22 protein-coding genes are annotated in these 23,120 nt (G+C 60.7%); 4 read left to right on the forward strand and 18 right to left on the reverse strand.

Annotated elements, in window-relative coordinates; translation table 11 throughout:
- Positions 1–16: 16 nt before the first annotated feature.
- The 7 genes from FHX06_RS17010 to FHX06_RS17040 form a co-directional block, all read right to left on the reverse strand.
- A complete protein-coding gene (locus tag FHX06_RS17010) occupies positions 17–445 on the reverse strand; it encodes a Fur family transcriptional regulator (RefSeq protein WP_112541818.1) in 429 nt (142 codons plus the stop codon).
- Between the two features lie 34 nt (positions 446–479).
- On the reverse strand, positions 480–980 hold the full coding sequence (locus FHX06_RS17015) for a GNAT family N-acetyltransferase (RefSeq protein WP_183847846.1): 501 nt from the start codon (positions 978–980) through the stop codon (positions 480–482).
- On the reverse strand, positions 977–1,636 hold the full coding sequence (gene tsaB / locus FHX06_RS17020; protein ID WP_183880162.1) for a tRNA (adenosine(37)-N6)-threonylcarbamoyltransferase complex dimerization subunit type 1 TsaB: 660 nt from the start codon (positions 1,634–1,636) through the stop codon (positions 977–979). Before tsaB ends, FHX06_RS17015 begins: the two co-directional genes overlap by 4 nt.
- A gap of 88 nt (positions 1,637–1,724) precedes the next feature.
- Positions 1,725–2,291 carry a NifU family protein gene (locus FHX06_RS17025; RefSeq protein WP_112541816.1) on the reverse strand — a complete coding sequence of 189 codons (567 nt, stop codon included), beginning with the start codon at positions 2,289–2,291 and terminating at the stop codon, positions 1,725–1,727.
- Positions 2,292–2,398: 107 nt separating this feature from the next.
- Positions 2,399–2,890, reverse strand: a complete 492-nt coding sequence (locus FHX06_RS17030) for a universal stress protein (protein WP_112541815.1) — start codon at positions 2,888–2,890, stop codon at positions 2,399–2,401.
- A 74-nt stretch (positions 2,891–2,964) separates the two neighbouring features.
- Positions 2,965–4,029, reverse strand: a complete 1,065-nt coding sequence (trpS, locus tag FHX06_RS17035; protein WP_112970003.1) for a tryptophan--tRNA ligase — start codon at positions 4,027–4,029, stop codon at positions 2,965–2,967.
- A 91-nt stretch (positions 4,030–4,120) separates the two neighbouring features.
- Positions 4,121–4,525, reverse strand: a complete 405-nt coding sequence (locus FHX06_RS17040; RefSeq protein ID WP_113013090.1) for a VOC family protein — start codon at positions 4,523–4,525, stop codon at positions 4,121–4,123.
- 188 nt (positions 4,526–4,713) lie between these two features.
- Here FHX06_RS17040 and FHX06_RS17045 point away from each other — a divergent pair, with 188 nt between their 5' ends.
- Positions 4,714–5,142 carry a YcbK family protein gene (locus FHX06_RS17045; protein WP_112541812.1) on the forward strand — a complete coding sequence of 143 codons (429 nt, stop codon included), beginning with the start codon at positions 4,714–4,716 and terminating at the stop codon, positions 5,140–5,142.
- A gap of 56 nt (positions 5,143–5,198) precedes the next feature.
- Here FHX06_RS17045 and murJ read toward each other — a convergent pair whose 3' ends face one another.
- The 4 genes from murJ to mutS form a co-directional block, all read right to left on the reverse strand.
- A complete protein-coding gene (gene murJ / locus FHX06_RS17050) occupies positions 5,199–6,779 on the reverse strand; it encodes a murein biosynthesis integral membrane protein MurJ (RefSeq protein WP_113013089.1) in 1,581 nt (526 codons plus the stop codon).
- Complete coding sequence (locus FHX06_RS17055) at positions 6,776–9,667, reverse strand: [protein-PII] uridylyltransferase (RefSeq protein ID WP_113207064.1); 2,892 nt, start codon at positions 9,665–9,667, stop codon at positions 6,776–6,778. Before FHX06_RS17055 ends, murJ begins: the two co-directional genes overlap by 4 nt.
- A 114-nt stretch (positions 9,668–9,781) precedes the next feature.
- Positions 9,782–10,057, reverse strand: a complete 276-nt coding sequence (locus FHX06_RS17060; RefSeq protein ID WP_112970001.1) for a hypothetical protein — start codon at positions 10,055–10,057, stop codon at positions 9,782–9,784.
- 12 nt (positions 10,058–10,069) lie between these two features.
- Positions 10,070–12,796, reverse strand: a complete 2,727-nt coding sequence (mutS, locus tag FHX06_RS17065; RefSeq protein ID WP_183880164.1) for a DNA mismatch repair protein MutS — start codon at positions 12,794–12,796, stop codon at positions 10,070–10,072.
- Between the two features lie 113 nt (positions 12,797–12,909).
- Between mutS and FHX06_RS17070 the strand changes: the two genes are divergently transcribed.
- Positions 12,910–15,195: an NADP-dependent malic enzyme gene (locus tag FHX06_RS17070; protein ID WP_183880166.1), complete on the forward strand. Its 2,286-nt coding sequence runs from the start codon at positions 12,910–12,912 to the stop codon at positions 15,193–15,195.
- Positions 15,196–15,238: 43 nt separating this feature from the next.
- On the opposite strand, the gene FHX06_RS17075 is transcribed toward FHX06_RS17070, so the two are convergent.
- The 6 genes from FHX06_RS17075 to FHX06_RS17100 all read right to left on the reverse strand — a co-directional run bounded on the left by FHX06_RS17075 (position 15,239) and on the right by FHX06_RS17100 (position 21,720).
- Positions 15,239–15,874, reverse strand: coding sequence for a bleomycin resistance protein (locus FHX06_RS17075; RefSeq protein WP_183880300.1), 636 nt, complete (start codon positions 15,872–15,874; stop codon positions 15,239–15,241).
- Between the two features lie 117 nt (positions 15,875–15,991).
- Complete coding sequence (locus tag FHX06_RS17080; RefSeq protein WP_112541806.1) at positions 15,992–16,867, reverse strand: GNAT family N-acetyltransferase; 876 nt, start codon at positions 16,865–16,867, stop codon at positions 15,992–15,994.
- Positions 16,868–16,975: 108 nt separating this feature from the next.
- On the reverse strand, positions 16,976–19,210 hold the full coding sequence (locus tag FHX06_RS17085; protein WP_183880168.1) for a hybrid sensor histidine kinase/response regulator: 2,235 nt from the start codon (positions 19,208–19,210) through the stop codon (positions 16,976–16,978).
- Between the two features lie 55 nt (positions 19,211–19,265).
- Complete coding sequence (lspA, locus tag FHX06_RS17090; protein WP_029869030.1) at positions 19,266–19,772, reverse strand: signal peptidase II; 507 nt, start codon at positions 19,770–19,772, stop codon at positions 19,266–19,268.
- The gene (locus FHX06_RS17095; protein WP_029869031.1) at positions 19,769–20,626 is read right to left on the reverse strand and encodes a TrmH family RNA methyltransferase; all 858 of its coding nucleotides are present in this window, start codon (positions 20,624–20,626) and stop codon (positions 19,769–19,771) included. Before FHX06_RS17095 ends, lspA begins: the two co-directional genes overlap by 4 nt.
- Entirely contained in the window at positions 20,623–21,720 is a 1,098-nt protein-coding gene (locus FHX06_RS17100; RefSeq protein ID WP_113211299.1) for a class I SAM-dependent methyltransferase, read from the reverse strand. The genes FHX06_RS17095 and FHX06_RS17100 overlap by 4 nt, the downstream gene beginning before the upstream one ends.
- Positions 21,721–21,835: 115 nt before the next feature.
- Here FHX06_RS17100 and FHX06_RS17105 point away from each other — a divergent pair, with 115 nt between their 5' ends.
- Positions 21,836–22,288, forward strand: coding sequence for a CoxG family protein (locus tag FHX06_RS17105; protein WP_113211300.1), 453 nt, complete (start codon positions 21,836–21,838; stop codon positions 22,286–22,288).
- A gap of 5 nt (positions 22,289–22,293) precedes the next feature.
- Positions 22,294–22,764, forward strand: coding sequence for a GNAT family N-acetyltransferase (locus FHX06_RS17110; protein WP_113211301.1), 471 nt, complete (start codon positions 22,294–22,296; stop codon positions 22,762–22,764).
- A gap of 6 nt (positions 22,765–22,770) precedes the next feature.
- Here FHX06_RS17110 and FHX06_RS17115 read toward each other — a convergent pair whose 3' ends face one another.
- Complete coding sequence (locus FHX06_RS17115; RefSeq protein WP_029869035.1) at positions 22,771–23,103, reverse strand: LapA family protein; 333 nt, start codon at positions 23,101–23,103, stop codon at positions 22,771–22,773.
- Positions 23,104–23,120: the final 17 nt, after the last annotated feature.

A 23,120-nucleotide genomic window follows, 5' to 3' on the forward strand; every position in this document is an offset into this window, starting at 1 on the left:
CCGGACTGCCATGATGTCAGAGTTCGTCTTTCTTCAGCGGGATGCCGTAGAGTTCCAGCCGGTGATCGACGAGCTTGAAGCCATGCTCGCGCGCGATCCGCTCCTGCAGCGCCTCGATTTCCGGCGAGCGGAACTCGATGACGACGCCGCTCTTCAGGTCGATCAGATGGTCATGATGTTCCTCGGGCACCGTCTCGTAGCGCGAGCGGCCGTCGCGAAAATCATGTCGGGCGATGATCCCCGCATCTTCGAAAAGCTTTACCGTACGATAGACCGTCGAAATCGAAATCTTGGCGTCTACCTTCACGGAGCGGCGATAGAGCTCCTCGACATCGGGATGATCTTCGGAGTCCTCGAGGATGCGCGCGATTACCCGGCGCTGCTCGGTCATGCGCATGCCGCGTTCAGCGCAAAGCTCCTCAAGGGTTTTGGCTACCTCAGTCATGGCTGCCTTCTCGCTATTCCTGCCGAGAAGGGAACTACCGAAGAACGCGCTTCATGACAAGCGCCGTGGAGGTAGCCCCGTTGGCATCCTTATAATAGCCCTTGCGCTCGCCGGCCTGCTCGAAGCCAAGCTTGCGGTAAAGGCCGAGGGCGGCGGTATTGCCGTTATCGACTTCCAGGAACATGCTTTCGCCGCCACGGAGCCGTGCTTCGCGTATGGCGGCCTGCATCAGCCGCCACCCGAGGCCGGAACGCGCGACCTTTGCCTGTACGGCAACCGTCAAGATTTCCGCCTCGCCCGCCACCTGGCGCGCAAGGATGAAGCCCGGCAGGGTCTTTTTCAGGATCGCATTGGTCTGGCGGGCGACGAAGCCGAACACAGTGTTCTGTGACAAGAGGCTGTGGAATTCGCCGTCACCCCAGGGGCGGGCAAAGCGCTCGCCGTGCAGGACGGAAACGTCGAGGCAATCCTCCGGCTGCATGGTGACGATTTCGAATTCCGGTTTCAGCGTCAGATAGGCTTCCAGCATCGTCATACTCTTGCAATCGCGTATCCGGCCTGCGGTTTGGCATCGGGTCCGCGCAGATAAAGTGGCTTCGGCTTTCCGGTATTCGGGTTCGCGGCAGCACCGAGACGCGCCACGATGGAGATAGGGAAGGAGTTGGCGTATTCGCCCGTTGCATCCGGTTTCAGGATCGGGGTCGCCGAACCGGTGATCTCGCCGTCGAAATCGGCAGCGAAAGCCTGAGCCTCGGCGATGCTGACCGCGCGTGCCTCGTCGAGCGCGGCGCCGTCGGCCGCAAAAGACTGGAGATAGATTTCTTCCCTCTTGGCATCCATCGCCGCGAGCACTGCGCGGCCAGGCGTCTTTTCGCGCTGGGCGGCTGCCATGACTTCGAGCGTGGTTATGCCGACGGCGGGAATATCGAGGGAAAGCGCAAAGCCGCGGGCGGCTGCAACGCCGACACGGATGCCGGTAAAGGAGCCGGGACCGATGGTGACGGCAAGGCGGTCGACATCCGAGAGTGCAACGCCCGCCTGATCCAGCGCGCGGTCGACGATACCCATCAGATGTTCAGCATGCCCCTTGCCGATCATGTCCGATGCCTCCCCCAGCATCGTATTCCTGCCGCTGTCATAAATAGCGGCAGCGCAATCCACACCTGCCGTGTCGAGCGCCAGAACGATCATGCCATCAATATCCGAATAAACTATTGTCGCCTATCCATAAATCCGTCTGGCCGAACCTCGGATGAACGGCCCGGCGTATCCGGCTTTTTTAAGCGGCAATCACTTCCTGCACTTCCGGAACGAAATGGCGCAACAGGTTCTGGACGCCGTGCTTCAGCGTTGCCGTCGAAGACGGGCAACCGGAGCAGGAACCCTTCATGTTCAGGTAAACCTTGCCGTCCTTGAACCCACGGAAGGTGATGTCGCCGCCATCCTGGGCAACGGCCGGACGCACGCGGGTCTCCAGCAGTTCCTTGATGGTCAGCACGATCGATTCGTCGCCTTCATCGAAGAATTCATCGCCGGCATCGACATCTTCCGACAGGATCGAGGCGTCACCCATGACCGGCTTGCCGGACATGAAATGCTCCATGATCGAGCCGAGAATGGCTGGCTTCAAATGCTGCCATTCGGCATTGTCTTTGGAAACGGAAATGAAGTCGTAGCCGAAATAGACGCCGGTCACGCCCGGAATCTCGAAGAGGCGCGCAGCGAGCGGCGAAGCCTGGGCTTCATCGGCATTGCGGAATTCGGCCGTACCGTTTTCCATCACGACCTTGCCGGGAAGGAACTTCTGCGTGGCGGGGTTCGGCGTGGCTTCGGTCTGAATGAACATCTCGCTCTCCATGCGGCGGGCTTCAGCCTCTACCGTCTTTAGAATTCTTCAAAAGAAAATAAGCCTATTGTCCGGCTGATTCAAGAGACTGATACTCAAGAAATGCCTTAGCAGAGGGCGTCTATTTCCTCGTTGGTCAGCGTGTCGGGAAGCACGGTAACTGGAATCGGAAAGGCCGCTCCGCGTCCTGCGACAGAAGAAACCAGCGGCCCCGGTCCTTCCTTCGCCGAGCTTGCCGCAAGCACGAGGATGGCAACGTCCCGGTCTTCCTCGATCACGGCGTTGATCTGCTCGGCCGAATTGCCTTCACGGATGACGATCTCAGGCTCGATGCCTATCGTCTCGCGCACGATCTGCGCAGCCTTGGCAACTGTGGCTTCCGCCTCCTCGCGAGCTTCCGCCCGCATGATCTCCTCGACGCCAAGCCATTGCTGGAAATCGCCTTCCGGGATCACATAAAGAAGAATGAGACCGCCATTGGAATTCTTGGCGCGCCGCCCGGCATAATGGACGGCGCGTTGGCATTCGGGTGTCCCGTCTATCACCGCCATAAACTTGCGGCGATGACCTTCGAGCCGTGAGAGTCGCTTTGATACCATGGCGCGAACTCTGACACCTGTGACCGAAAATTTGCAAGCCCCCGTTTTGCACGGGGGCTCTGCATGGCGATCGACTAGTAGAGGAAGCCGATGATTTCCCGAAGTTCGCGCATCGTTACGTCGGCGCGCGCCCTTGCGCGCTCATTCCCGTCGCGCAGGATCGCATCTATGTGGCTCGTATCGTTCATCAGGCGGCGCATTTCGCCAGTTATCGGCGACAGGACCTGAACGGCGAGATCGATCAGCGCTGGCTTGAAGACGGAAAACTGCTGGCCGCCAAATTCGGCGAGCACCTGTTCTCTCGTCTTGTCGGCGAGTGCGGCATAGATCGAGACGAGGTTTTCAGCTTCGGGCCGATTTTCGAGACCTGCGATTTCGCTCGGCAATCCATCCGGATCGGTTTTGGCCTTGCGGATCTTCTTGGAGATCGCATCCTCGTCGTCCATCAAGTTGATGCGCGAAAGATCCGACGGATCGGACTTCGACATCTTCTTCGTGCCGTCCCGCAGCGACATGACGCGCGGTGCCGGTCCGCCGATCAGCGGTTCGACCATCGGGAAATAGGCATGCACCGGCTCGTCGCCGACGGCGATGTCGATCCCGTAGTTCGTCTTGCGGATATGCGAGGCGTAATCGAGGTTGAACTTCATCGCGATGTCGCGCGTCAGCTCGAGGTGCTGCTTCTGGTCCTCGCCGACAGGCACATGCGTGGCGCGGTAGACGAGAATGTCGGCAGCCATCAGGCTCGGATAGGCGTAGAGACCGAGCGAGGCTTGCTCACGGTCCTTGCCGGCCTTGTCCTTGAACTGCGTCATGCGGTTCATCCAGCCGATGCGGGCGACGCAATTGAAGATCCAGGCGAGCTCGGCGTGCTGCGGTACGGCGGACTGGTTGAAGACGATATGCTTTTCAGCGTCGATGCCGGAAGCGATGAAGGCGGCTGCGATGGAGCGCGTCTGCGACAGCATGTCCTCGTGGACGAGCTGCGCGGTCAGTGCATGCAGGTCGACGACGCAATAGATGCAATCGTTGCCGTCCTGAAGCTGCACGAAGCGGCGGATCGCGCCGAGATAATTGCCGAGATGCAGGTTGCCCGTCGGCTGAACGCCGGAGAATACGAGCTTCTTGAATTCACCCATGATGCTGTCCTCGATTAGGCTGGTGGAGGGCCCCAGGGCCAAAGGCCCATGTTGCTAACGCGGGCGCTTATGCACGGGCTCCCGGTCGCAATCAAGAGGCCTCGGGCGCGGCATGTTGAATGAGATCGAAGGTGTTGCCGTAAGGATCCGAAAAGACGGCCACAGTGCCGTAAACCTCATGGCGCGGCTCCTCCAGAAAGCGCACGCCGCCGGCACGCATCGCCGCATGATCTCGTGCGAAATCGTCGGTCCTGAGGAAAAAGCCGACGCGCCCGCCGGTCTGGTTGCCGATGGCGGCTCGTTGGCTTTCGGTGGCCGCTTGCGCGAGCAGAAAGGCCGCCCCATCTCCGCCTTTTGGCTTCACGACCACCCAGCGCTTGCCTTCCGGCTGCACTTCGTCTTGCAGGCATTCAAAGCCAAGCGCCTCACAATAGAAGGCTTTGGCGCGATCATAGTCATCGATGACGAGGGTGACGAGGAACAGGGATTGGGCCATAGGATCTCCGATTTTTGGGAATTTGTTCTCTTTTGGTGCTGCTAAACGTCCTGTTTTACGTCAAATTGATCAGAAGACTTAGCTAAAATTGAGTATAAAATTTCACAGAAAAGCTTTTTTTGAACTGAAAATCCCTCGACTGGCGTGACGGCCGCATTGAGCCGTCTGTGTAACCGATCGGAGGGACTATGCAAAACGCCAGTTTGCTCGCTGTGGCAGGCCTCTTTGCCCTACAATCAGCAACCACCGCCGTCGGTCAAGATGGCCGACGGCAGACCAACAATCTTCCAAAACACGAACTGCGCGTTGCCTATACGGTTCAGACCGTCAGCGTTCGTGCCAGCTGTTTCCCTGAGCGATTGCGAGCGGTCTTGTCGTATATCGCGGCAAAGACCGGGCGACGGCCGATGATAACCTCGGGCTTTCGCCCGCACCCCCGTCGCCATGGGTCCATGCATGGAAAATGCCTGGCGGCGGATATCCGGATCCCCGGTGTGCCGGAACGCACGATCATCGCCGCTGCGAAAAGCGCTCCCGGCATCGGTGGGATCGGCACCTATTGCAATGGCATCGTCCATGTCGATGTCGGCCCACAGCGACGATGGGTGGATTGCTGAGGCAATTCCAGCGAAGACGCGCGGCGGCTTGCGTCAGTAATTGCGTAAAGAGAGCCTTATACGTCCTTCGCGGGTGCCGGTTTGCGATTGAGATTGCGCCGTATCATGCCGAGATCCGCGCCGCCGATCAGGAAGGCGGTCGCGAAATAGATGACTATCGAAATCGCAATCAGCAGGCCAAGCGTGCTGACCTTGGTCAGAAGCGGCGCGCCCGAGGCGAGCGAAGGCGCCCAGTAATGTTTGAGATACATGATCGCAACGCCCATTACGGCAGAGGCGACGATCAGCAGCGCGGTGCGCTTGGCAAGTGCCCATTCCCATGTCAGGTGGCCGCGGCGCAGAAGCGTGGTGAAGAGCAGCACGGTGCTGATCCAGCCTGCGGTCGCTTCCGCCACTGCAATGCCGGGTGCGCCCATATAGGGAAAGAGCGTCAGCGCGGTCGCGCAGTTGGTGGCGACCGCGATTGCCGAAAACCGCATCGGCGTCTTGGTATCCTCGCGGGCATAAAAGCCCGGCTGCAGCGCCTTGATGAGCACGAAGGCCGGCAGCCCGATGCCGTAGATCGCAAGTATCGAGCCGACGATCAGGGTGTTTTGCTCATGGAACGCCCCGCGCTCATAGAGCACGCGGATGATTTCGTCCGACAGGATCCACAGCGCGAAACCGGCGGGGATGGTCAGGAACATCACGAATTCGATCGATCTGTTCTGGAGGAAGGCGGCCTCGCGTAACGCGCCGCCCTTCAGCGCGCGGGCAAGCTCGGGCAGCAGAACCACACCGACGGCGACGCCGACGACGCCGAGCGGAAGCTGGTAGATACGGTCGGCATATTGCAGGGCGGCGATGGCGCCCTCGCGCGAGGAGGCGATCGCCTGGCCGATCAGCTGGTTGATCTGCGTAATGCCGCCGGTCACGGCCGCCGGAACGGCAAGGATCAGCAGCCGCTTGACGTTGGGCGTCATCTTTGGAAAGCGGAAGCCGATGCTGATGCCGGCATGCAGCACGCCGAAATAGACGACGGCGAGCTGCAGGACGCCTGCTGCCAGCACGCCCCATGACAGATACCAGGCGGTCGCGAGCGGTTCGGCGCCGGTATAGAGCGCATAAAAGAGCGCGCCGATCATCACCACGTTGAGGAAGACAGGCGCCACCGCTGCCGCGAAGAAATGATGCAGCGAATTCAGCATGCCGCTCATCATCGCCGTCAGCGACATGCACATGAGATAGGGGAACATCACCGCCGCCATGCGGATGGTAATGTCGAACTTCTCCGGATCGTCTGCAAAGCCCGGTGCGATCACGAAGCGCACCAGCAATGGCATGCAAAGCTCCATCACGATGGTGATGAGCAGCAGCACGGAGAACAGAACGCCGAAGACTTCTTCCGAAAAGCGCTTTGCGCCATCAATGCCGTTCGCCTCGATCTCCTTGGCAAAGAGCGGCACGAAGGCCGCGTTGAAAGCGCCCTCGGCAAACAGCCGGCGAAACAGGTTCGGGAAACGGAAGGCGGCATAGAAGACGTCGGCCATCGGTCCGGTGCCGAGCGCCGCTGCCATCAGCGTTTCGCGGGCAAAACCAAAGATGCGGCTTCCGAGCGTGGCGCCGCCGACCGTGGCGAATTTCTTGACGAGGCTCATACGGGGGAACCGGCTTTCTTTTCGGCGGCAGTAGCGGCAGGGGCGATGATGCCTGACGGCATGCGTTCGCGCAGTTCGTCCTGCTCCTCGGCCATGACCGCTTTCATGCGGGCAGTGATATTGGAACGCTTGCTGTCGCCGGAGATCTTCTGGCCGACGAGATCGGTGACGTAGAAGGTATCGATGACCTTCTCACCGAAGGTGGTGATGCGCGCCGACTGGATGTCAAGCGACAGATCGGAGAGAACGGCTGTCATTTCCGACAGCAGGCCTGGTCGGTCGAGGCATTCCACCTCGATGACGGTGAATTTGTTAGACAGGCTGTTGGTGATGGTCACTGACGGTGGAATGACGAAGGCCTTACTCTTCTTCCGGTTCTTCGTGCGGGTCGCGATCACCTCGGGCAGGCGTTTGCGGCCGGAAAGCACGTCCTCGATCATGCGGCCGATGGTGCCGGCGCGTCGAAGCTCGTCCTCATCGTTCGGAAACTCCCGGCTGACATGGATCGTGTCGAGTGCCCGTCCGTCGGAGGTGGTGAAGATCTGCGCATCGACGATATTGGCCCCGGCCGCAGCGCAAGCGCCGGCAATGACGGCGAGCAGGCGAGGGTGGTCGGGGGAGAGAACGGTGATTTCAGTGATGGCATGGAAGCTGTCCGTGCGCACTGACGTCGCCAAGGCCTGCCCCGCCTTGTCTGCCTGGCGGATAAAATGCGCATGGCGGATCTGGTCTTCTAACGGCACGGAGAGCAGGTAAGGCTGGTAATGCAGCTTGGTATAGGTGCGGCGGTCCTTCTGGCTCCAGTCGGAAAGCGCGGCGTAGAGCGCTTCGGCCGCGGCCTGCGCGCGCTCCTTGCGCGACACTTCCGAGAAGCCGCCGGCAAGCAGCAGTTCCGTCTCGTAATAGAGCGTGCGCAGCAGCTGGCCTTTCCAGCCGTTCCAGACACCCGGTCCGACGGCGCGGATGTCGCAGATCGTCAGGATCATCAGCATCTTCAGGCGGTCGAGAGACTGAACGCGATCAGCGAAATCGGTGATCGTCTTGCGGTCCGTCAGATCGCGCGTCTGCGCGACCATCGACATGGTCAGATGTTCCTCGATCAGCCAGACGACGATCTCGGTCTGCTTCTGTGACAGGCCAAAGCGGGCGCAGAGCTTGCGGGCGACGCGTGCACCGGCGATCGAATGGTCTTCCTGCCGGCCCTTGGCGATATCGTGCAGCAACACTGCGACATAGAGGGCCTCGCGGTCTTCGATATGCGGCATGAGCTTGTTGGCGAGAGGATGCAGTTCCTCCGCCTTGCCCTTGTCGATCTCGGAGAGAACATCGATCGCGCGGATTAGATGCTCGTCGACCGTATAGTGATGATACATATTGAACTGCATCATCGCGACGATCTTGCCGAATTCGGGAATGAAGCGGCCGAGCACGCCAGCCTCGTTCATGCGCCGCAGGATCAGCGCCGGATCGCGCTTGGACGTCAGGATCGACAGGAAAAGCCGGTTCGCCTCGTCATTCTCACGCAGGTCGTTGTTGATGAGGGCGAGCGAACGGGTGACGCGCTTCAGCGCATCGGGATGAAATTCCAGTCCGTTGATATCGGCCACATGGAACAGACGGATGATGCTGACCGGATCGCGCTTGAAGACATCGGGGTTGGCGAGCGTGATACGGCCGCGGTCCTCCACGAACTCGACGCTGCCGGGGATCTTGCGATTGCGGTGGGTAAAGCGGCTGATGACGCCCGACAGTCCCGGGATCGATTTCGCCTGCTGGTCTTCGAGTGCCGCGCAGAGGATGCGAGTGAGATCGCCCACATCTTTAGCGACCAGGAAATAGTGCTTCATGAAGCGCTCGACGGCCGAGAGGCCGGGGCGGGAATGATAGCCGAGCGCCTCGGCGATCTCGCGCTGGATGTCGAAGGAAAGACGCTCCTCCGCTTTGCCGGTCAGGAAATGCATGTGGCAGCGCACGGCCCAGAGAAAATCGTCGGCCTTTTTGAGAAGCCGGTACTCCTGCTTCGACAGCACGCCGAGCGGCACCAGATCGGCCGGATCGCGGACGTGGTAGTAATATTTCGAAATCCAGAAGAGCGTATGCAGATCGCGAAGGCCGCCCTTGCCTTCCTTGACGTTGGGTTCGACGAGGTAGCGCGTATCGCCGGCCTTCCGGTGGCGTTCGTCACGTTCGGCGAGTTTGGCGGCGATGAATTCCGGCCCCGTGCCGGTGACGATTTCCTTGTCGAAGCGGGCTTCCAGATCCGCCTCCAGCGACTTCAGGCCGCAAATGTAGCGCATCTCGAGAATGGCGGTGCGGATGGTCATGTCGGATTTGGAAAGCGCGATGCATTCCTCGACGGTACGCGTCGCGTGCCCGACTTTGAAGCCCATGTCCCAGAGCATGTAGAGCATGAACTCGACGGCTTTATGCGTCTCTTCCGCCGGCTTCGGCAGGAAGAGGAAGAGCAGGTCGATATCGGAGCCTGGCGCGAGCGTGTCACGGCCATAGCCGCCGACAGCGGTCACCGCAAACTTGTCCTTCTGCTTCGGGAAAACATGCTCGGTGGCGAAATTATAGAGAACGGCGATGATCTGGTCCTGCAGCCAGGAAATGCGGTGGGCGCAATCAAGTCCGCCACCTTGAGCATCGAGCAGTTCGCGCGCCTTCCTGCGCCCTTCGACGCTGGCTTTCTTCAGAACGGCAAGAAGATCGTTCCGCAGCACGTCCGGACGGTTGCGGTTGGCTTCGGCAATGGCGTTACATTGCCCCTGCAGCAGTTCTACATCGAGGATTTCGGAAAAATCGATGTCGTGCGTCACCATCGGCCGGGCGGTTGTCTCTTCGGTCCGAGCCGCTTGCTCATGGCGCGCCTCTTGTTTGATCTGCATGCGCTATAGCCTCTTTGCCCGCGGATTGACACGGGTCTTCATATTCCATGAACCTTTAAATTTGGCGAAATGGTGTTGGCAAGCCGCAGGTGACGGACGCTTTGCCGCAAGCCCTCAGGCTGATGCCTGCGTCAGCAGCGTATCGAGAACCTGCCGCGTCTCGCTCATGATGCCGTTAAGCGTCGCCTTGTCACATTCGCGGTAGCCGGCATCGACGATCGCGCCGCTGAGTTCGCCGATCTTCAGGCAGGAACCGGTGATCTTCGCCATGCCGATCGGCGTGTTCCAGCCGCGCGCCTCCAGATTACCATCAGATTGCTTCATGACTTCGAGCATCGAAACGATGACGGAGAGTCGCTGGGTTTCCTGAAGCAGTTTTTCCATGAACACGGGGTGCTGCTCCTATTTCATCTTCTTTTTAAGGTCGTAAAGCGCATCGAGCGCCTCGCGCGGCGTCATGTCGTCGAGGCTCATTGCCTTGAGGGCTTCTTCCACCTTGGAAGGCCCGCGCGATGTTTCCTCGCGGCGCACTGCGACCTGGAAAAGTGGCAGGTCATCGATCAGCTGGCTCGCCGGGTTCTTGCGATCGGCATCTTCAAGCCGGGTCAGCACATCGCGCGCGCGGGCCACGACAGAGGCGGGCAGACCGGCGAGCCGCGCGACCTGAATACCATAGGAGCGGTCGGCCGCACCTGGACCAACCTCGTGCAGGAAAATGACATCGCCGTCCCATTCCTTCACGCGCATCGTCGCATTCGATAGCCGGGCAAGCTTTTCAGAAAGCACGGTCAGCTCATGGAAATGCGTGGCGAAAAGTCCGCGGCAGCGATTGGCTTCGTGCAGATGCTCGACAGCGGCCCAGGCGATGGAAAGGCCGTCGAAGGTCGCGGTACCGCGGCCGATCTCGTCGAGAATGACGAGGGAACGATCGGTTGCCTGGTTTAGGATTGCAGCCGTCTCGACCATTTCCACCATGAAGGTGGAACGCCCGCGCGCCAGATCGTCGGAAGCGCCGACGCGCGAAAACAGCCGGTCGACGATGCCTATATGCGCTGACGTTGCCGGCACGAAGGAACCCATCTGGGCGAGAATCGAGATCAGCGCGTTCTGCCGCAGGAAGGTGGACTTGCCGCCCATGTTCGGGCCGGTCAGCAGCCAGATCGCCCCATCCTTCCCATCTGAAACGGGCGAGAGATCGCAATTATTGGCGACGAAGGGGCCGATGGACTGCCGCCGCAGCGCCTGTTCGACGACGGGATGGCGCCCGCCCTCGATTGCAAACATCTTCGAGCCGTCGACCAGCGGTCGGCAATAGGCTTGCTCTTCCGCAAGCAGTGCCAACCCTGCCGCGACATCGATGACGGCAAGCGCGCGCGCGCCGGCCTTGATCGCTTCGGCCTCGGCCACGGTCGCTTCCGTCATCCGGCCGAAAGCTTCGAGCTCGATCTGCAGCGCGCGGTCTGCGGCGTTGGCAATCCGGCTTTCGAGGTCGGCAAGCTCGGTCGTGGTGAAGCGCATGGCATTCGCCATTGTCTGGCGATGGATGAAGCGGGCCTTCGCCTCGGATGTATCGGTCATCGGCCCGGCATTGCCGGCGGTGACCTCGATGAAATAGCCGAGAATATTGTTGTGCTTGATCTTCAGCGATTTGATGCCGGTCTCTTCGGCATATTGCAGTTGCAGGCCGGCAATGACACGGCGCGACTGGTCGCGCAGCGCTCGAACCTCGTCGAGATCGGCATTGGCGCCGTCACGCAGGAAGCCGCCGTCGCGTTTCAGGAGCGGCAATTCTTCGGCGAGGTTTTCGGCGAGGAGTGTTTCCAGCTCGGATGGAAGAGCCTGCAGCCCCATGCGCGCCTGCTCCAGTTCCTCCGGCAGCATCGCGCTTCCCAGCAGGTCGGCGATTTGAGCCGCGGCACCAAGCCCCTGCCTGATAGCCCAGAGATCCCGCGGACCACCGCGGTCGAGCGCCAGGCGGGAGAGTGCCCGCGGCATGTCCGGAACGTGTTTCAGCGCGTCGCGCAAGTCGCCGCAGAGCGACGGTTCCTGCATCAGGAAGCCGATCGAATCCAGGCGCTGGTTGACCCGGATGGGATCCGTCAGCGGTGACATCAGCCGCTCCGCAAGCAGTCGCGCCCCGCCGCCGGTTGTCGTCCGGTCGATCGCTCTGAGCAGGGCGCCATTGCGATCGCCAGAGAGCGTGCGCACAAGTTCCAGATTGGCGCGTGTTGCCGGATCGATGAACAGCGTCGACGCGCCGCTTTCCCGCTCGGGCCGCCCGAGCGGCGGCCGCTCGGCAATCTGTGTCTTTTCCACATAAGCGACGGCTGCGGCGGCGGCCGCCAGCTCGGCGCGCGAAAAACTTCCAAAACCGTCGAGCGTCGAAACCTCGAAATAGCGCGCTATACGCGTTTCTGCTGTCGCGCTGTCGAAAAGCACGGCCGGCTGCGGGACGGCAGTGCGACCGAGTATGTCGAAGACCGGCTTCAGTTCGCCGTCATAAAACATCGTATCGGGAACGATGAGTTCGCGCGGATCAATGCGCAGGATATCGGCGAGCAGTCGCGATGCTTCGGTTTCCGCCAACCGGAAGACGCCGGTGGAAATATCGATCCAAGCAAGCGCCAGCGCCGGCTCGGAAGAACCCCGGATGCGCGACAGCGTCATCAGATAGTTCGATTCCGAAGGGGAAAGCAGCTTCTCCTCGGTAATGGTGCCCGGGGTGACAAGACGGACGACATCGCGCTTGACGACGGATTTCGAACCGCGCTTTTTGGCTTCCGCCGGATCTTCCACCTGCTCGCAGACGGCAACGCGGTAGCCGAGCCCGATCAGCTTCTGCAGGTAGTCGTCGGCCGCATGCACAGGCACGCCGCACATGGCAATGTCCTGCCCCATGTGCTGGCCGCGCTTGGTGAGCGTGATGCCGAGCGCGCGCGAAGCTTCGAGCGCGTCCTCGAAGAACAGCTCGTAGAAATCGCCCATGCGATAGAAGAGCAGCGAATCCGGATTGTTCGCCTTGATCTCGATATACTGTTCCATCATCGGCGTCGCCGAGGCGCGACTTTCCTCAGTCGCGAGCTCGGCTGCCGAGAAGGCTTCGTTTCTGCTGTCTATTCGTGCGTTCACGGAGGTGCAGTTTTTCCCAAAAAAACAGGTGCCAACCCTATCCGCGCGCCGCTATAGATGACAACAGCAATTGGGAAAGAGGAAAACGTCACCCACAGACGTTTGGAGGAGGCATGTCCCAGATGGAGAAGAAAGAACGGCCGGTGACCTCTGTTACCGACAAGGAAGCGCTCGAATTTCAGGCGATGGGTCGGCCAGGCAAGCTGGAGATCAACCCGACCAAGCCGATGGCGACACAGCGCGACCTCTCGCTTGCCTATTCTCCCGGCGTCGCGGTGCCCGTCAAAGCCATCGCCACCGATCCTGCCACTGCCTACGACTATACGACCCGCGGCAATATGGTCGCCGTCATCTCCAACGGAACCGCCATCCTTGGCCTCGGCAATCTCGGAGCATTGGCTTCCAAGCCGGTCATGGAAGGCAAGTCGGTTCTCTTCAAGCGTTTCGCTGATGTCGATTCCATCGACCTCGAGGTAGACACCGAAAATATTGACGAATTCATCAATTGCGTGCGCTTCCTCGGCCCGTCCTTCGGCGGCATCAATCTGGAAGACATCAAGGCGCCGGACTGTTTCGTCATCGAAAGCCGCCTGCGCGAGCTGATGGATATTCCCGTATTCCATGACGATCAGCACGGCACGGCAATCATCGCTGCCGCCGGCCTCATCAATGCGCTGGAACTGACCGGGCGTGATCTCAAGACCACCAAACTCGTCTGCAACGGTGCGGGTGCTGCCGCCATCGCCTGCGTCGAGCTCATCAAGTCGATGGGCTTTGCGCCGGAAAATATCATCCTCTGTGATACCAAGGGCGTCATCTATCAGGGTCGCACCGAAGGCATGAACCAGTGGAAGTCGGCGCATGCGGCAAAGACCGATACCCGCACGCTGGAAGAAGCCATGCAGGGCGCCGATGTGGTTTTCGGCCTGTCGCAGAAGGGTGCCTTCTCCGAAGAGATGATCCGCTCCATGGCCGACCGGCCGATCATCTTCGCCATGGCCAATCCCGACCCGGAAATCACGCCGGAGGAAGTTGCCCGTATCCGTGATGACGCCATCATGGCGACCGGCCGTTCGGACTATCCGAACCAGGTCAACAATGTGCTGGGCTTCCCCTATATCTTCCGCGGCGCCCTCGACGTTCGTGCTACGACCATCAACGATGCGATGAAGATTGCCGCTGTAGACGCACTCGCCAGCCTCGCCCGTGAAGATGTGCCCGATGATGTTGCGGCTGCCTATCAGGGCAATCGTCCGCGTTTCGGCGCGCAATATATCATTCCGGTTCCCTTCGATCCGCGCCTGATCTCAGCCATTCCGGCCGCCGTTGCCGAGGCGGCGATCGAAAGCGGCGTCGCCCGCAAGATCATCACCGACATGGCTGGCTACAAGCGAGAGCTGTCGGCCCGCCGCGATCCGATCGCCTCCACGCTCGCCAGCCTTTACGAGCGTGTGCGCCGTCACCCGAAGCGGGTGGTTTTCGCCGAGGCAGAAGAAGAACAGGTGCTACGCGCCGCCATGTCATACGCCAATCAGCAGCTTGGCACCGCCATACTGCTCGGCCGCGAAGACCTGATCCATGCAACGGCCGAACGCGCCGGCATCGACCTCAATCGCCCAGGCCTCGAGATCGTCAACGCTCGTATCTCGACCCGCGTCGAGGCCTATATTGACTATCTCTATGCCCGCCTTCAGCGCAAAGGCTACCTGCACCGCGACGCGCAGCGCCTGATCCATAATGACCGCAACCATTTCGCGGCCACCATGGTGGCGCTTGGCGATGCCGATGGCATGGTGACGGGCATCACCCGCAACTATTCGACGGCACTCGAAGATGTGCGCCGCTGCATCGACCATAAGCCGGGCCATCGCGTGATCGGCGTGTCGATCGCGCTTTGCCGCGGCCGCACGGTCTTCGTTGCCGACACTGCGGTCCACGACATGCCGACGGCAGAGGAGCTTGCTGATATTGCCGAGGAGGCCGCAGGTCTGGCGCGCCGCATGGGCTACCAGCCGCGCGTCGCCTTGCTCGCCTATTCCACCTTCGGCCATCCCTCGGGGGAGCGTTCCGAGCGTGTCCGCGAAGCAGTAAAGATCCTCGACAAGCGTCGCGTCGATTTCGAGTATGATGGCGAAATGGCCGCCGATGTTGCCCTGAACCGCAAGGTGATGGAGCAATATCCCTTCTGCCGCCTCTCCGGCCCGGCCAACGTCCTCGTGATGCCGGCATTCCACTCGGCATCGATCTCGACCAAGATGCTGCAGGAACTCGGCGGCTCGACAGTCATTGGCCCTATCCTCGTCGGCTTAGACAAGGCGGTGCAGATCACCTCGATGGGCGCCAAGGACAGCGATATCGTCAACATGGCTGCCATCGCGGCCTATGCTGCCGGCTCCTGATAGATAAAAGAGGCCGGATCACTGCGGTCCGGCCGCACGCAACCTACCCCGCGAAGGCGATCAGGTTTCCATCTGGATCGCATACGATGAATGTTCTGGCGCCCCAGGGCTCCAGCCTCAGCGGCTGATGAAAGGGCACGCCATTTGCGGTGTATTCGAGAAAAAGCGCCTTCACATCATCAAGTGTGATCGTTGCTGACAGGATATCCCTCTCGCGCTGACGAAGTTCGGGATGAAAGGCAGGCATGTCGACGTGGCGAAGATTGAGCCTGGCTGCATCGCGGACGACTTGCGCATAAAAGGGCGGTTCGCCGTAGGTAAAGGCGATCGTGAAGCCGAGTTTCTGTGAATAGAAATCGCAGGCGGCCTGGATATCGTCCACAAAAAGCTGCGGCTGAGCGTCCAGAAATGTCGGTTGGCAAGCGGATTTCTGTTGGTCGGTTGCACTCATCTCCGTGAGCCCTTTTTTCAGCGCCTCCCAGCTTTCAAATCCCTCCTGTGCGGCCACCAGTTCCTGTGCATCCGCAAGCTTGAACTCAAGCTCGAGGATTTGCCGGTCATTGAGATGGCGGTAGCGGGAAAGCCAATGGCGAATCTCTGCGGCGACAGGATAATAACGATCCTGATGCCAGCGCTTGAATTGCTTGGCTTTCTTCCGGAGATTTTCGAGGTTCGGCATGGCGCAAGGTTTGATCTTGTAGGCGGGCATAGCCCAGCCGGCACCATTGCCGATGCGCCCTACTGAAAACGCCGAACAAGAATGGATGCATGAGACATCGCCGTCAAGCGATGGCCGTCAGCTTGCAAAGCGACCTGCGTCTGCACCGTAATAATTGAGATACCGGTCCGAAATGCTCGATATCGGTAGCACGATCAGTACGTCGGTCGTATTGAACGCCTGATCGACGACCGCGCTGGAACCGACCATCGCGCCGAGGCGCAGGTAACCCTTGATGAGCGGCGGCAACGCCATCAGCGCCTTTTTCGGATTGACGCCTTCGGCCGGCATCAGGTCCATGTCGCGCGCGAGATGCGGCAGGGCGCCAACGGCCCATTCGTTCTTGGCGAGCACGCTGTGATAGAGGAAGGAGAGTGCCAGCGCATGGCTTTCCGGGTGAACGCCTGGGAAGGAGGCGCAGCCGAACATGGCGCTCATGCCGTGCTTCAGCGCATAGGCCCAATTGCCCTGCCAGAGCAGTTCCACCGTGCGCTTGGTGCGGTACTCCGGCAGCACGCAGGAGCGGCCGAGTTCCATGAAGCGCTTGTCAGGATGACGGGCAATGAGCTCGTCGATCGCAAATTCCGAAGCCGAGTAAAAACCGCCATTGGCCATGGCGACATCCTGCCTCAGCAGCCGGTAGGTCCCGACGATCTGGTCTTCAGCGTCCCCCTCGATCGAGCGGTCGAGAACGAGAAGATGATCGCAGAAGGCATCGTAGGCATCGAAGTCCCGCTCGCGGCGCATGGCGTCTGCCGGCAGCTGGGCCTTCATTTCCTCGACGAAAACGCGGTAACGCACAGCCTGCGCGGCATCGATTTCACGCGCGCTGCGGGCAAGGCGAGTCTCCAGATTGCCGATGCGACCGAGAACATCGTCTTCCTTCGGGGCGGCAGCCGTCGACGGCCGAGCGGCCTCGGCAACAGCGTCACAATTAAGGATGTCAACAGACATGGCGATTCTCCCGTCTCCGGCCTACCACACGCCATAAAACACTTATGTACGACAGGAAAGTGACATATCGAATTTGTGCACGCAAGAAACGTGCCGATTTCCCCACCTTCAGCGCGCCTCAGCCCGGCGTGCCGAAAGCGCAACAACCGCCTGTACTTCGGTCAACAGCCTGACTGGATCCACCGGCTTCACCATGACGCGATTGGCGCCGTTGAGCAAGACCTGTCGCCGCGATTCGTCACTCTTGTCAGCAGTCAGGACGATGACCGGTACGGGCTGAAGATCGAGCCGTCGTTCGTGTCCGCGCAGGCGTCCGAGCATGTCGATACCATTGCCGCCGGGCATGGAGAGATCGCTGATGATGATATCGGGCCTGTCGTCACCCAATGCATAATCGAGCAGGGTTTCGAAATCATCCACGTGCCTGACGGAATGGCCGCCCTTTTCCAGCATGACGCGCACCAGCATGGCGTTGATCGGATCGTCCTCGCCGAGGAGGACAGAAAGACCGCCGCCCATCGCCGTGCGTTCTGCAATGGATGGGCCGAGCCCGGGCTGGTTGTCGTTCAGCGCATCGCGCTTTTCCATGCCGCGCATACGTCCGCGCAACACGTCGATCAGCGACTGCTCGCGCAGCGGCCGGATCAGCCACGCATCGAAGAGGTCGAGCGAATAGGAGTTGCGCTCTTCCGGATTGACGAGCAGCACCTTGCGCAGGCCGAGTGCCGCGATCTCCGTGCGATCGGCGATGTGCAGCGAAAAATCGTCAGACATGCGGTGATCGACGATAATATCGGTCGGTCGGTCGCCGCTGCGGGCTAGCGACAGCAGACTTTCGCGCGCCGCCTCGCCGGCGGCGACAAGGTGGCAGCGTCCGCCAAGCGTCGTGATCGTTTCGGCGATCGCCGTGCGCGCTGCGCCCGCCGGAGCGAGCAGCACGATGCTGTTTCCCGCCAGCAAGGCATTTCGGGTGGCTGTATCCTCTTCCGAAAATTCGACAGGAAAGCGGATGGTGAACTGGCTGCCCTTGCCCCTCTCGCTTGCAACTGTCAGCGAACCGTCGAATTCGCGCATGATGCGGGCGGAGATTGCAAGGCCGAGGCCCGTGCCGTTGCTCTTCTGGGCAAGCGAACCGCCCTGTTCGAATTCCCCGAATATGCGCGCCTGCTCGTCCGCCGTCATGCCAGGCCCGGTATCGGTCACCGATATCACCAGCTCGCCGGCAGCTCGGGAGACGCGGATGAAGACGCCGCCGGCCTGCGTGAACTTGACGGCATTGCCGATGACATTGAAGAGCACCTGCCGCAGTCGCGCCGGATCGAAGTTCATCAGCTCCGGTACGTCGGAGGAAACTGTCGCGCCGATCTCGATACCCTTCTCATGAGCGCGATGGGCGAGCATCTCGACAACGCTTTCGACCAGCTTGCGCAGGGATTCCGAGCGCGGATGAAGCTGGAAGCGGCCGACCTCGATGGTGGAGAAGTCGAGCAAATCTTCAACCAGCTGCGTCAGCGCCTGACCGGACTGGCGGATGCTGGTGAGGTAGCTCTGCTGTTCCTGCGTGAGCTTCGTTTCTGCGATCAGATGCGCCATGCCGAGAATGCCTGACAGAGGCGTGCGGATTTCGTGACTGACCGTGGCAAGCAGCCGCGATTTGGCGGCGCTGTTATATTCGGCCTTCTGCCGAGCCTCCTCACGGCTTTCGGCGGCAAGCCGCTCTTCGGTCACGTCGCGCGCGATGCTTTGCAAAAGCAGGCGTCCATTTGTCGGATCGCGGGTCACCACATCTTGCCAGAGAAAGATGCGCTGGCCGGTCGATGTCGAGATTTCGACATCATAGCGGTGCGGCTGAGGGCCGGGGCGGAAGGCAAGGCCGATCTCCTCGCAAGTCTGGCCTTCGGGTTTGGCGCGCCCTGTCAGCCGGCGGAACGTCTCATTGGCGCCGATGATGCGGCGGTCCATCGTCCGGGTGACGACGATGTCGCCGAGCACGTCATGGACCTCACCGAGCAGGCCGGTTGTATCGACACGTTCAGATATATCCGGGCTTCGCCCGCCGGGCCTGGCTCGGTTCTTCAAAAGCGTGGCAAGATAGCCTGCAATCGCGGCGATCAGGACAAGGCCGAGGCCTGCAACGAGTGACCCGCCCCAGTGAGAAAGCAACAGCAGCAGGATCGCCGAAATGAGACCTGCTCCGCCGAGCCAGTAAAAGAGCAGAGGATACAGAGAGCGCAGGGGAGGCGGCGACGATAATTCACCCGCCGTCCGGCCTCGGTAGGCCCTGACGGCGGTACCGCCGAATGCGGCGGACAATCGGTCCTGTAACTGCGCCAGACTCTGCATGCAGTCCAGCTAACATATTGCCCGTTCCGAATGTTTTCAGGAATCCGCTAAAAATTTAATGATCCGTCTTTTTCGGCTTCTGCAGCATCTCATCGACAATGACGCAGCCTGCGCCAACGGTGATAAAACTGTCGGCGAGATTGAACACGGCGAAGGACCAGGTTTCCGTGTGGAAGAGGATATAGTCGATCACATGGCCATAGGCGAAACGGTCGATGAGATTGCCGATCGCTCCTGCAATGATCAGCGCGTAACCGAGATGCGCCAGCCAGCGGTCCTTGGCCGTGCGATGCCAGAGATAAAGAACGAAAGCGACGATGATCAGGCGCATGCCGACGATGAACCAGCCATCCATGCCTGATAGCATCGAGAACGCGACGCCCAGATTGTAAGTGCGGTAGAGCGCCAGCATCGGAATGACGGGCACGGCTTCCTGCAGCGGAAGATAATGGTCGACGGCGATCTTGACGATCTGGTCGAGGATGACGGCGATCACGATGAAGATCAGGATCGGCAGCGGTCGTGAAAAGAGCGCCGGGCGTGCGGTCGCAAGATCGGTCATTTGCCCTCGGACAGTGAGAGGAGATGGCGGCGTGCCTCGAAAAGCATGACGGCTGTGGCAACGCCGAGATTGAGGGAATCGGCGCGACCCTGCTGCGGAATGCGGGCAAGCGCGTCCGCTTCCCTGGCAAGCTGGTCCGGCAGGCCGGATTGTTCGTTGCCCATCAGAAGCACGACCGGCTTCTTCTTGTAATCGATCGTGCGATAGTCGACCGAGCCGGCAAGATGGGTCGCGACGACGGAAACGCCCGCCTGCTTCTTCCAGGCGATGAATTCCTCCGCAGTTGCATGGGCGACCTGAACGGCAAAGACCGAGCCCATGGTGGCCCGCACCGTTTCCAACGAGAAAGGATCGGTCGTTTCGCCGACAAGAATGACGCCGGAGGCGCCGGCCGCGTCAGCCGTCCGGATGATCGTTCCAAGATTGCCCGGATCGCGCACGCGGTCGAGCGCCACCCACGTCTCGCCATCCTTCGGCCGGATATCCCTGAGCTTTGCCCAGCGCGTTTCGAAAATGCCGACCACCATCTGCGGATTGTCGCGACGCGTGATCGAGGAGATCACCTTCTCGCTGACTTCGAGCACCAGGCCGCCGGACGCAACGGTCTTTGCCGCCATCTGCTCGACCAGCGGCTTGCCCTTGGCTGCCTTGGCATAGACGAGCGTGCGGATTGTCCAGCCGAGCTCGATCGCGTCGATGACGAGCTTCAGCCCTTCAGCCATGAAGGTGCCGCTCTCTTCACGCGACTTCTTGTTGGTCAGCGCCTTGATGTCTTTAATGATCGGATTGGCAAGCGAGGTGACTTCCTTCACCTGCCCAACCCTGCGGGGGCCGCGATCGTGGAATTCGTTCATTTCGGCACCCAGCGGGAAAAGAGGGAAGTGGAGAGCGCCCGACCCGGCGTCTTGCCGTCGAGGCCTGCCTCGCGGATGACGAGTTCGCCGGATTCGACCACGCCGCCGGCCCCGCGCATTGTCTCGCGCATCAATTCGTGGATCGAATAGAAGCTCGCCCGGATCGAATAGGCGGTCAGCACCAGGCCGACGGCTCTAGGCGACAGGATCTCGCGGCAGATATCCAGCATCAGCGGCAGGTGTTCGAAGAGATGCCAGACCTCGCCGTTCGGCCCGCGGCCGAATTTCGGCGGGTCGGTGAGAATGATGTCGTATTGGCTGCCGCGGCGCTCTTCGCGCAGAATGAATTTCATGGCGTCCTCGCAGATCCAGCGGATCGGCAATTTCTCCATGCGTCCCAGCGCCTGGTTTTCGCGGGCCCAGCCGATCGCCTTCTTCGACGCGTCCACATGCGTGACCTCCGCGCCGGCGGCGGCGGCGACCAGTGAGGCGACGCCGGTATAACCGAAGAGGTTCAGCACCTTCAGAGGTCGCCCAGCCCGTTCCACCTGTTCCTTCATCCAGCTCCAGTGCACGATCTGCTCGGGAAAAACGCCGACATGCCGGAAGGAGGTGAAGCGGCCGAAGAAATCGACACCGAGCAGGTTGAGGGGCCAGGTCTCGCCATGCGCCTCCTTCGGAAAACGCCAGCGGCCAGTGCCTTCCTCATCCGTATCGCCGGTGAAGACAGCGTCGACCTTCTCCCAGACATGGGCGGGCAGCGTCGGCTGCCACAGTGCCTGTCCCTCAGGGCGCACAATCCGGTAGGGGCCGTACTGCTCCAGCTTCTGACCGTTGCCGCTGTCGATCAGATGGAAATCGCCGGCGCCCGTCGAATCGAGGATGACGGGGACGCGTTCAGCCGGCCGCTCGCCATTGCGCACCATGAGCGGGCGGTCGATTGCTGCCGGAACGGCTGCCGGTGGGCGCTGTTCGCGCTGAGGTGCAGGTTTTGCGGCCGTCTTCTCCGGCATTGCAGGTCGCGCATCGCTGCGGCGTCCGCCCGAAGGGCCTGCCGACGTCTTCGCGCCGGGCCGGCGTTCTCTCTGTTTCAACGTGGTCTTCCGCGTCCAAAAATCAATTGAGCCAGTGCAAATAGCATCCTGTCCGACCTTGGCAAAGCGCTTTCCCGTTATGATATGGTTCGCTCATGGAAATGGGGAATTGCTGATGGAACTGATCGGGGAGGAACGCATCGCCGCGCCGCGGGATGTCGTATGGGCGGCCATGAACGATCCCGAGATCATCAGGCAATGCATTCCCGGCTGCCAAAGCGTCGAAAAGCTGTCGCCCACACAATTCCTGGCAACGGTCAAAGTCGGTTTCGGACTGTTTTCCGTGACGTTCAACGGCGAGATCAGGCTTTCGAATGTCGATGTGCCGCGCAGTTACACCATCGCCGCGGAAGGGCGGGGCGGGATTGCCGGCTTTGCAAGAGGCGAAGCCGATGTGACCCTGGTGGACGAGGGCCTGCATACCTTGCTGTGTTATAAGGCGGACGGTGATACGGGTGGCCGGGTCGCCGAACTCGGCGGCATGCTGATCCGCACCACGCTGGAAAAGCTCGCGCGACGCTTCTGGGGAAGCTTCAATGCGGCCGTCGTCGAAAAGGCTGCAGGTTAGGCATCATGCATAATCCCTTCCAAGCAGGATCGACGAGCTGGAAAATCCGACCGAACCGTCCCGAAGATGCGATGCAGCTCGCTGAGATCTACCTCTCCGTCCGACGCCGAACCTTCACATGGGTGGACCCCGGCAAATTTCATCGGGAGGATTTTGCCGCCCATACCAACGGCGAAATGATCTCCGTCTGCGAGGGACCCGCTGGGAAGATAGCTGGCTTCATATCGATCTGGGCGGCGGATGATTTCATCCACATGCTCTACATCCTGCCCGAATTCCAGGGCAAAGGCGCGGGAACCGCCTTGCTGCAATCGCTTCCCGCCTGGCCCGAGCACAGGTATCGGCTGAAATGCCTGGTCAACAACAGCAGGGCCAAAGCCTTCTATCTGGCGCATGGCTTTCAGGTCACCGGCAGGGGCGCCTCGACGGAAGGCGACTACGAAGAACTGAGTTTCATTCCCGCCGCGACGGGATAGTTGTAATCACCGCGAGGGTAACTGTCCGGCGATTTCCTCCGCCCGCGTTTTGTGGCGGCCAGCTTCGCCTTGCCAGCGGATTGCTTCCTTGGCTTCGACGCGTGCGCGCTTGCGATGTTTGCCCTGATTGAACCAGGTCGCGGCAGAACCCACCAGCATGCCAATGATGAAGGCGATCAGCAGGAAGACGAAGAAAGGCGCGGCGAGGGAAAGAACCTGATCTTCCGGGCGAAACGGATTGAAGGCAAGCGTCACATTCTGTCGGTTGGCGACGCAGAAGATGATCAGGATGACGCCGAGTGGCAGCAAAATCAAAAGGTTGATGATCTTCTTGGTCATATGGTTCTCCGCGCCGG

Source organism: Rhizobium sp. BK512, from assembly GCF_014194915.1.
Taxonomy (GTDB): Bacteria; Pseudomonadota; Alphaproteobacteria; order Rhizobiales; family Rhizobiaceae; genus Rhizobium.

Coding starts and splice junctions, on each gene's coding strand:
- FHX06_RS17095 (WP_029869031.1), bottom strand. CDS start 20,626: ATGAACGAATTCCACGATCGCGGCCCCCGCAGGGTTGGGCAGGTGAAG.
- FHX06_RS17075 (WP_183880300.1), bottom strand. CDS start 15,874: ATGCCGAACCTCGAAAATCTCCGGAAGAAAGCCAAGCAATTCAAGCGC.
- tsaB (WP_183880162.1), bottom strand. CDS start 1,636: ATGATCGTTCTGGCGCTCGACACGGCAGGTGTGGATTGCGCTGCCGCT.
- FHX06_RS17080 (WP_112541806.1), bottom strand. CDS start 16,867: ATGTCTGTTGACATCCTTAATTGTGACGCTGTTGCCGAGGCCGCTCGG.
- FHX06_RS17115 (WP_029869035.1), bottom strand. CDS start 23,103: ATGACCAAGAAGATCATCAACCTTTTGATTTTGCTGCCACTCGGCGTC.
- murJ (WP_113013089.1), bottom strand. CDS start 6,779: ATGAGCCTCGTCAAGAAATTCGCCACGGTCGGCGGCGCCACGCTCGGA.
- trpS (WP_112970003.1), bottom strand. CDS start 4,029: ATGGGTGAATTCAAGAAGCTCGTATTCTCCGGCGTTCAGCCGACGGGC.
- FHX06_RS17010 (WP_112541818.1), bottom strand. CDS start 445: ATGACTGAGGTAGCCAAAACCCTTGAGGAGCTTTGCGCTGAACGCGGC.
- lspA (WP_029869030.1), bottom strand. CDS start 19,772: ATGACCGATCTTGCGACCGCACGCCCGGCGCTCTTTTCACGACCGCTG.
- FHX06_RS17040 (WP_113013090.1), bottom strand. CDS start 4,525: ATGGCCCAATCCCTGTTCCTCGTCACCCTCGTCATCGATGACTATGAT.
- FHX06_RS17110 (WP_113211301.1), top strand. CDS start 22,294: ATGCATAATCCCTTCCAAGCAGGATCGACGAGCTGGAAAATCCGACCG.
- FHX06_RS17015 (WP_183847846.1), bottom strand. CDS start 980: ATGACGATGCTGGAAGCCTATCTGACGCTGAAACCGGAATTCGAAATC.
- FHX06_RS17055 (WP_113207064.1), bottom strand. CDS start 9,667: ATGCAGATCAAACAAGAGGCGCGCCATGAGCAAGCGGCTCGGACCGAA.
- FHX06_RS17030 (WP_112541815.1), bottom strand. CDS start 2,890: ATGGTATCAAAGCGACTCTCACGGCTCGAAGGTCATCGCCGCAAGTTT.
- FHX06_RS17105 (WP_113211300.1), top strand. CDS start 21,836: ATGGAACTGATCGGGGAGGAACGCATCGCCGCGCCGCGGGATGTCGTA.
- FHX06_RS17025 (WP_112541816.1), bottom strand. CDS start 2,291: ATGTTCATTCAGACCGAAGCCACGCCGAACCCCGCCACGCAGAAGTTC.
- FHX06_RS17045 (WP_112541812.1), top strand. CDS start 4,714: ATGCAAAACGCCAGTTTGCTCGCTGTGGCAGGCCTCTTTGCCCTACAA.
- FHX06_RS17085 (WP_183880168.1), bottom strand. CDS start 19,210: ATGCAGAGTCTGGCGCAGTTACAGGACCGATTGTCCGCCGCATTCGGC.
- FHX06_RS17070 (WP_183880166.1), top strand. CDS start 12,910: ATGTCCCAGATGGAGAAGAAAGAACGGCCGGTGACCTCTGTTACCGAC.